At 53.9% G+C, this 7,929-nt stretch carries 5 protein-coding genes and 1 pseudogene; 2 read left to right on the top strand and 4 right to left on the bottom strand.

The window, feature by feature from the left end; translation table 11 throughout:
- Positions 1 to 69: pseudogene (locus ACML7B_RS07590) on the bottom strand (helix-turn-helix domain-containing protein); the annotation flags it as partial.
- A gap of 559 nt (positions 70 to 628) precedes the next feature.
- Positions 629 to 1,708, bottom strand: a complete 1,080-nt coding sequence (locus tag ACML7B_RS07585) for a glycosyltransferase (RefSeq protein WP_418540357.1) — start codon at positions 1,706 to 1,708, stop codon at positions 629 to 631.
- Between the two features lie 171 nt (positions 1,709 to 1,879).
- On the opposite strand from ACML7B_RS07585, the gene ACML7B_RS07580 reads away from it, so the two are divergent.
- On the top strand, positions 1,880 to 3,097 hold the full coding sequence (locus tag ACML7B_RS07580) for an iron-containing alcohol dehydrogenase (RefSeq protein ID WP_418540355.1): 1,218 nt from the start codon (positions 1,880 to 1,882) through the stop codon (positions 3,095 to 3,097).
- A 22-nt stretch (positions 3,098 to 3,119) separates the two neighbouring features.
- Positions 3,120 to 4,499, top strand: coding sequence for an aldehyde dehydrogenase (locus tag ACML7B_RS07575; protein ID WP_418540353.1), 1,380 nt, complete (start codon positions 3,120 to 3,122; stop codon positions 4,497 to 4,499).
- A gap of 102 nt (positions 4,500 to 4,601) precedes the next feature.
- Here ACML7B_RS07575 and ACML7B_RS07570 read toward each other — a convergent pair whose 3' ends face one another.
- Both ACML7B_RS07570 and ACML7B_RS07565 read right to left on the bottom strand, forming a co-directional pair.
- Positions 4,602 to 6,974, bottom strand: a complete 2,373-nt coding sequence (locus tag ACML7B_RS07570; protein ID WP_418540351.1) for a ribonucleoside triphosphate reductase — start codon at positions 6,972 to 6,974, stop codon at positions 4,602 to 4,604.
- 198 nt (positions 6,975 to 7,172) lie between these two features.
- Positions 7,173 to 7,868, bottom strand: coding sequence for an anaerobic ribonucleoside-triphosphate reductase activating protein (locus tag ACML7B_RS07565; RefSeq protein WP_106788886.1), 696 nt, complete (start codon positions 7,866 to 7,868; stop codon positions 7,173 to 7,175).
- Positions 7,869 to 7,929: the final 61 nt, after the last annotated feature.

The raw sequence follows: 7,929 nt of genomic DNA, 5'->3' as shown, positions 1-7,929 counted from the left end.
CTTATTGCGCAAGTGGTGGTTGCTCATAACGGTATAGCCCGTATTTCTCTCAACTCGGAAAACTGCCATTTTTTATCACTTCCTTTCTCGGTTTGCGTGGAATATTAGAAAGCCGTTTTCGGCGGTTTTGGTATTGCAGTATGCCTTTGCCGTTTTTGCGCCTGAAAAGCCTTGTATTGCAAGGGATTTTTCGCGCCTAACGTTCCACGTTACCGCCTGTTTTCGGGCATAAAAAAACCGCAACTCTTTTCAAGCTGCGGCGACATATCCTATTCACTTAAAAACGCCATATCAAGGCTTGTCCAACCTTGCTACGGCGTTTTAGGTGTAATTATAGGGGTTGTTTAATTGTCTTTAATGTGCTGAAAGCCGCATGGTTACGGCATTTTCCTTGTTGTGCATATATTGACGGGGCAGTGGCTCCCGTTGGACCGGTAGGACCTGTTGGGCCGCTCTCACAGGGCGGCGGACACGGCGGGCAGGGACGAAACGGCGGAAACGGACCGCAGCCACATCTCCCCCGCTGCTCTTCTGCTTCTACATCCTGTCTGTCCTGTCTATTTCGAAACAATGACATATGCCTTCACCCTTTCAGGTTCTTGATTCCTTATCAATATATGTGGGGATTTCATCCCCGGACACCTATTTTCTCAAAATACTCCCGGTTTCTTACTACATACTCGGATTCCGGCTTATACCGGCCTGCCAGTTCATTGTACCTTCTTGCCTGCTCCAGGTCCCCCATCCGGTCATGGCAGACACACAGGGAGATCGCCGGCAGAAACCCGTAGCAGTCTTCTTCTATGAAGGCTCCGGAAGCCGGATCCTTCCTGGCCCTGAGAGCCTGTTCATACCAGAAGGCTGCCTGGGCATATCTCCTCCGCTCCAGGAAATACCGCCCCAGCTGGCAGCAGGTCTCTCCCCGGGGAACATCATACCGCAGGGCGCCAAGTAAGGCGTCCAATTCCTTTTCCTCCTGTCCAAGCCCCTGGAAGCAGTGAGCCAGCTTCCGGGAGGCGTCGATCTGATTCTCCACCCATCCGTCCGGCCGGGCCAGGAAAGCCTGGAGGATCTGCACCCCCTTCTCATATCTTCCATGAGCCAGCAATTCCCGGCCATAATAATAGAGCGCCCGGCTGTCAAAGGATTCCCCTGCCCGCTCCATCTCCTCATAGATCCTAAGATTCCGGTCCGGGTCTCCGGGGCCTTCTTTCCGATGGACAACCGGGATCTCTTCATATCGGAGGGTTCCCTTAAGAGGGATGGTCTCGTGAACCCTGCCTGCGAAACGAAACTCCGGCGAATTGCGGACGATCCGCTCCCGGTAATAGGTAAATACCGGCCGTCCCTCACTGTCAAACCCGGTCTCGTAGGGAAGAAGCACCACGTCCGTGTCCGCCGGAAGCGTCTTCTTCATCTCCAGAAACCGCCGCCGGTCTTCCCGCCTCATCACATCGTCTGCATCCACCCACATACAATATTCCTTCGTCGCCCTTTCAAATCCGTAATTGCGGGCTGCCGAGAAGTCCCCGAACCAGGGAAATTCATAAACCCGGCTGGTATATTTTCCGGCGATCTCTCTCGTCCGGTCGGAAGAGCCGGTATCCACAATGACGATCTCATCCGCAAGCTCTCCAAAACAGTCCAGGCACCGGTCCAGAACCGCCTCCTCATCCTTTACGATCATACACAGACTGATGGCAGCCATGCCCCTTCCCCCTTTCTTCTTTATCCTATGCAAAAAGCCCCATTTCTGCCTGAAGAATATTGACAAGGACCGCTCATCCTGCTATATTCAATTTGCTAAGATTTTACTGCGTCAGCCCGGTGCTTTCAGGACTCGGGCTGACGTTTCTTTGAGAAGAAAGGACGCGACATCATGAACCGATTTCGTAAAATGTACTGCAGGACCTTCCAGACGGTCTTCAAGATCGCGCTGCCCTTCCTGCCCTACCGGAAGCCCAAGATCGTAGGAAGCGTGAAGGCTCTGCCGGAGATCCTTAAGAAACGCAGATGTGAAAATGTACTGATCATCACCGACGCAGGCATCCGCAAGCTGGGTCTGACCCAGCGGCTGGAGAAGGTGCTGGCCAAAAATGAGATCCCTTACACCATCTATGACCGGACCGTGGCCAACCCCACTACGGAAAATGTGGCGGAGGCAGTGGAACTCTACCGGGCCAACGATTGCCGGGCCATCATCGGATTCGGCGGCGGCTCCAGTATGGACTGCGCCAAAGCCACCGGCGCAAGGATCGCCAAACCGCACCAGTCTCTGGCAAAGATGAAGGGGATCCTCAAGGTCCACAAGCGGCTGCCCCTGCTCATCGCCATCCCCACCACAGCCGGCACCGGAAGCGAGACCACCCTGGCCGCTGTGATCACGGATGCACAGACCCGGTACAAATACGCCATCAACGATTTCCCGCTGATCCCCAGGTATGCGGTGCTGGATCCCAAGGTTACCTTAAGCCTTCCTCCGGCCATCACCGCTTCCACGGGAATGGATGCCCTGACCCACGCGGTGGAGGCATTCATCGGCAACTCCACCACCTACGGGACCCGCAAGGACGCCCTGCTGGCTGTGAAACTCATTTTCGAAAATCTGGATACCGTATATAACGACGGCAGCAATCTGGACGCCCGCAGAAATATGCTCCACGCTTCTTTCTACGCCGGATGTGCCTTCACCAAGTCTTATGTAGGCTATGTCCACGCAGTGGCCCATTCCCTGGGCGGCCAGTACAACGTGCCCCACGGCTACGCCAACGCCGTGATCCTGCCCATGGTTCTGGAAGCCTACGGAAGCGCCGTTTACAAGAAGCTTGACAAGCTGGCGGTGGAAGCCGGCATCGCAGACCCGGAGGACTCCTACGAAGAAGGAGCGAAGAAGTTCATCCAGGCCATCAAGGATATGAAGCTGCGATTCCATATCGGCAACACCATCCCGGAGATCCGGGAAGAGGATATTCCCAAGCTGGCCCACTATGCAGACAAAGAGGCCAATCCCCTCTACCCTGTTCCGGTGCTGATGAACGCCAGGGAACTGGAGAACTTCTATTACGGACTGATGGAGATCGTCCCGGACCCGCAGTAAGATCACAAGGAGGCATTTGAACATGAACCAACAGGAAATCCAGGCTATTGTAAAGAAACAGCGCGCCTTCTTTCACACAGGCGCCACACTGGATGTAGAGAAAAGGATCCAGGCCTTAAAGAAACTTCAAAGCTGTATCCTGCGCTATGAAGATGAGATCGGAGCGGCGCTGAAGCAGGATCTTGGGAAAAGCACCTTCGAAAGCTATATGTGCGAATCTGGTCTGGTCTTAAGTGAGCTCAGCTACATGCTGCGGCATGTGCGCTCCTATTCCAGGGAGAAACGGGTCCGCACCCCGCTGGCCCAGTTCCACTCCCGGAGCTTTAAGAAGCCTTCTCCTTACGGAGTGACCCTGATCATGAGCCCCTGGAACTATCCCTTCCTTCTGACCATCGATCCCCTGGTGGACGCCATTGCCGCCGGGAATACCGCTGTGGTAAAACCCAGCGCCTATTCTCCCGCCACCAGTGAGCTGATGGCCCGGATCTTAAGGGAATGTTTCCCGGAGGAGTATGTGGCGGTGGTCACCGGAGGACGGGCAGAAAACACCTGTCTTCTCAATGAACATTTCGACTATATTTTCTTCACCGGCAGCCAGGCAGTGGGCCGGGAGGTCATGCGGTGCGCTTCCGCCCGCCTCACTCCCGTCACCCTGGAGCTGGGCGGAAAGAGCCCCTGCATTGTGGAGAAGACCGCCAACCTGAAGCTTGCCGCCCGGCGGATCGTATTCGGCAAGTACCTTAACTGCGGGCAGACCTGCGTGGCGCCGGATTACATCTACTGTGACGCCTCGGTCAAAGACCGTCTGGTGGAAGAGATCAGGCGCCAGGTCCGGATCCAGTATACCGAACAGCCCCTCTCCAACCCGGATTACGGCAAGATCATCAACGAAAAACATTTCCAGCGGATCTGCGGACTGATCGCTCCGGACAAAGTGGTGCTGGGGGGCGGCTCCAATCCGGATACGCTGCAGATCGAGCCTACCGTCATGGACAACGTGACCTTCGCGGACGCGGTGATGCAGGAAGAGATCTTCGGACCTCTCATGCCCATCCTTACCTATGATTCTCTGGATGAGGCCATAGAGAAGATCAATTCCATGGCTCACCCTCTGGCCCTCTACCTCTTCACCTCCGACAAGGCCATTGCACGGAAAGTGACCGCCAGGTGCCAGTTCGGCGGCGGCTGTGTCAACGATACCATCATCCACCTGGCCACCAGCGAAATGGGATTCGGAGGCTTTGGCGAGAGCGGTATGGGAGCTTACCACGGGAAAGACGGCTTTGATACCTTCTCCCACTACAAGAGCATTGTGGACAAAAAAACCTGGCTGGATCTGCCTATGCGGTATCAGCCATACCAGGAACTGTACCGGAAGCTGCTGCACATTTTCCTGCGGTAGCCACCGTAATCTGCGAAGAAGGGGGACGTTTATGAACGTCCCCCTTCTTCGCACATAAATCGGCGCAGGATAGGGAAAATATCCTGCGCCGTCTGTTATAATCTATTCATTCTCTTCCGTAAACTTCTTGATGTTGGAGGCGTTGGCCAGCTTCTGCACCTTGCCGTCCTCTACCACGATCAGAGTGGGCGCCTGCATTACGCCGTATTTCTTCACCAGATCCTTGTTCTCCTGCGCGTCCACCACCTCATAATCCATATGGGCTTCCTCCAGCGCCCGCTTGGCGATGGCGCAGTTGGGGCAGGTCTTGGTGGTAAAGAGCAGCTTCTTTGAGCCTTCTTCCGCCTCCTGCTTCAGCACTTCCTCGATGTGCTCTTCTGTCTGCACGTGAGGATGGAATTCAGACTTGCTCAGATCATAAACCTTCCGGTCCTTGAACTCCTGAGCCTTACCGTCATTCCAGTTCTGTACCGGACGATAGTATCCGGTGATACGGCTGTAAACCTCCGTCTTCTCTCCGCACTCAGGGCATACATACTCTTCGCCCTTGATATAGCCGTGGTTCTTGCAGATCGAATAGGTTGGAGACATGGTGTAGTAAGGCAGCTTGTAGTTCTCCGCGATCTTGCGGACCAGCGCCGCCGCCGACTGCCAGGTGGGAAGCTTCTCACCCAGGAAGGCGTGGAATACGGTTCCTGACGTATACAGTGTCTGCAGCTCATCCTGGATATCCAGAGCTGCGAAGATATCTTCCGTATAACCTACCGGCAGGTGAGAACTGTTGGTGTAGTAAGGTGTTCCGTCTCCCTCTGCCGCCGTGATGATATCCGGGAACTGTTCTTTGTCGTGTTTCGCGAACCGGTAAGTGGTGGATTCTGCCGGTGTTGCCTCCAGGTTGTAGAGATCGCCGTACTCTTCCTGATAGGAGGACAGACGCTCCCGCATATGGTTCAGCGCCTTCTTGCTGAATTCCTGGGTCTCCGGATGGGTCATATCCTTGCCGATCCATTTCGCGTTCAGTCCTGCTTCGTTCATACCGATCAGACCGATGGTGGAGAAATGATTCTCGAAGGTTCCCAGATACCGCTTGGTATACGGATACAGTCCCTCGTCCATCAGCTTGGTGATAACCGTTCTCTTCACATGGAGCGACCTTGCGGAAATATCCATCAGACGGTCCAGACGGCGGAAGAAGTCAGCCTCATCCGCAGACTGATAAGCGATCCGCGGCATATTGATGGTCACAACTCCTACAGAGCCTGTGCTCTCCCCGCTGCCGAAGAAGCCGCCGGATTTCTTGCGCAGCTCCCGCAGATCCAGACGCAGACGGCAGCACATACTGCGCACGTCGCTGGGCTCCATATCGCTGTTGATATAATTGGAGAAGTAAGGTGTTCCATATTTGGCCGTCATCTCGAAGAGCAGACGGTTGTTCTCTGTATCAGACCAGTCAAAGTCACTGGTGATGGAGTAGGTGGGGATGGGATACTGGAATCCTCGTCCGTGGGCGTCTCCCTCGATCATGATCTCGATAAACGCCTTGTTGACCATATCCATCTCTTTCTTGCAGTCCCCGTAAGTGAAGTCCATCTCTTTTCCGCCTACAATGGCCGGCAGGTTCGCCAGGTCAGCAGGAACCGTCCAGTCCAGGGTAATATTGGAGAAAGGCGCCTGTGTCCCCCAGCGGGACGGCGTGTTGACACCGTAGATGAAGGACTCGATACATTTCTTCACTTCCGGATAAGACAGGTTATCTGTCTTTACAAAAGGCGCAAGGTAGGTGTCAAAGGAGGAGAAGGCCTGCGCACCTGCCCACTCATTCTGCATGATACCAAGGAAGTTTACCATCTGGTTGCACAGCACGCTCAGATGTTTGGCCGGTGAGGAAGAAATCTTCCCCGGGATCCCGCCAAGGCCTTCCTGGATCAGCTGCTTCAGGGACCACCCTGCACAGTATCCGGTAAGCATGGACAGGTCGTGGATATGGATATCCGCGTTCCTGTGGGCCTGCCCGATCTCCTCATCATAGATCTCAGACAGCCAGTAATTTGCTGTGATCGCGCCGGAGTTGCTTAAGATGAGTCCTCCTACGGAATAAGTAACGGTGGAATTCTCCTTCACCCGCCAGTCGGTGACCTTCACATAGCTGTCCACGATCTCCTTATAATCCAGCATGGTGGACTTCAGATTCCGGATCTTCTCCCGCTGCTTCCGGTAAAGGATATATCCCTTCGCCACATCGGAATAGCCCGCTTTGATCAGGACCGCCTCCACGCTGTCCTGGATATCTTCCACCTGGATCAGGGAGTTCTTGATCTTGGGCTCAAAGTCTGCTGTCACCTTCAGTGCCAGCAGGTCGATGATGTCCTGATTGTACTCCTTCTCCTGGGCGTTAAATGCTTTTTCAATGGCCACGCTGATCTTCGACAGATTGAAATCAACGATCTGGCCGTCACGTTTTGTTACCTGATACATGGCTTCGCTCCCCTTCCTGGTTTCTCTTTGGTTCTTTTTTATGATTTTATTGCACGATTCGTCTGTTTCTCTATCATACCACCGATTGTGTTTTACAGTCAATAAAAATAACAACATATTGTGCACAAATTTCGTTTTCGCACAATATGTTGTTATTGTGTAGTTTTACCAGAAGGCCCGGATCTGCGCCGTTTGCGGCTATTCCACCCCTCTTAGCTCTGCATTTGGCACATAAGGTTTCACGATCTCCAGGGCCTGCCCCATGATGTCCTTATTGTATCCACTTAGCCCCGGCTGGATCAGATCCCCGGAATCCACAAACTGCTGGAGATAATAATGCCTGGCCCCCCGGATCCATTTCCCGATCGATTCAAAATCCGAGCGCTGATGGAACTGACGCACCACGGTCGTCCGGAACTCGTAAGGCACAGCGTCCCCGAGCAGATACTGGACGCTCCTGTGGATATTGCGCAGATCATAATCTTCGATCCCGATGGTCCGCCCGTAACTTTCCTGGGAATTCTTGATATCCATCGCCACGTAGTCCACAAGCCCCGCCTCCACGATCCGGGCAAGCTTGTCCGGGAAGCTGCCGTTGGTGTCCAGTTTCACCGCATATCCCAACTCCTTGATCCTTCTTAAGAAATCCTCGATCCCGTGCTGGATCAGCGGCTCGCCGCCGGTCACGCACACCCCGTCCAGGATCCCCTGGCGCTTCTTAAGAAAATCAAAGAATTCCTCTGACGGGATCTCTTTATTCTTATAAGTATCGATCACCAGAGAGGCATTATGGCAAAACGGACAGCGAAAATTACAGCCCGCGGTAAAGACCGTACACGCCACCTTCTCCGGATAGTCCAGTAATGTCAGCTTCTGAAGCCCTTGGATCACCATATTTTATGCCTCCTTTTTAAGTGGGGACGTGGTATTTTTAAAAATACCACGTCCCAGATTG

Origin of the sequence: Massilistercora timonensis (genome assembly GCF_048354975.1) — a bacterium.
Lineage (GTDB): Bacteria > Bacillota > Clostridia > Lachnospirales > Lachnospiraceae > Massilistercora > Massilistercora timonensis.
The sequence above is the reverse complement of the archived record's forward strand: the minus strand, read 5'-3'. Positions and strand labels throughout refer to the sequence as shown.

Excerpts from the sequence above, each read along its gene's own strand:
- ACML7B_RS07585 (WP_418540357.1), bottom strand. The coding sequence starts at position 1,708 with ATGGCTGCCATCAGTCTGTGTATGATCGTAAAGGATGAGGAGGCGGTT.
- ACML7B_RS07580 (WP_418540355.1), top strand. The coding sequence starts at position 1,880 with ATGAACCGATTTCGTAAAATGTACTGCAGGACCTTCCAGACGGTCTTC.
- ACML7B_RS07575 (WP_418540353.1), top strand. The coding sequence starts at position 3,120 with ATGAACCAACAGGAAATCCAGGCTATTGTAAAGAAACAGCGCGCCTTC.
- ACML7B_RS07570 (WP_418540351.1), bottom strand. The coding sequence starts at position 6,974 with ATGTATCAGGTAACAAAACGTGACGGCCAGATCGTTGATTTCAATCTG.
- ACML7B_RS07565 (WP_106788886.1), bottom strand. The coding sequence starts at position 7,868 with ATGGTGATCCAAGGGCTTCAGAAGCTGACATTACTGGACTATCCGGAG.